The sequence below is a fragment of the Bacillus sp. AFS002410 genome (assembly GCF_002556365.1).
Lineage (GTDB): Bacteria > Bacillota > Bacilli > Bacillales > Bacillaceae_G > Gottfriedia.
This window is the reverse complement of record NZ_NUEU01000042.1, coordinates 1-417: the sequence shown is the minus strand read 5'-3', so window position 1 is coordinate 417 and position 417 is coordinate 1. Positions and strand designations below refer to the sequence as shown.

Below are 417 nucleotides of genomic sequence, written 5' to 3'. Positions count from 1 at the left end.
CCATTCTACTCGACTAGTTGTATTGAAACTTAACTCTTTTTGATTAATTAATTAAAAATAAATTCAGAAATAAAGTTAGGAAGGTCTTCATGTTCCTCATTGTATTCTAAAAGGCATTCTTTCAATATTTCCGATTCTTCCAGTAAATTTTTTTCTAATTCTGACCATCCAAGAAATACAACTCTTTTAGGTAATGGTGCTACTAAACCTGTAATTGCATCCCAAAATGCATCCCAATTTTCACCATAAAAATCAGGAAATCTTAATTTTTCTTTAAGTAGTAAATGTAAATCTTTTTTAGTTTTTATATTACTTACATCAATAGTTACTATTTCATCAGTCAATTTATACACCTCTATAATCATTACTGCTTTTATATTAACACTGAATTCCTTGTTCAACTAAACTGCCATTTAG

Annotated in this window: 1 protein-coding gene; it reads right to left on the bottom strand. The window is 27.6% G+C overall.

The window, feature by feature from the left end; translation table 11 throughout:
* Window positions 1-47: 47 nt before the first annotated feature.
* Window positions 48-365 (bottom strand): barstar family protein, encoded by a 318-nt coding sequence (locus CN692_RS18960; protein ID WP_098120723.1) that lies wholly within the window; start codon window positions 363-365, stop codon window positions 48-50.
* Window positions 366-417: the final 52 nt, after the last annotated feature.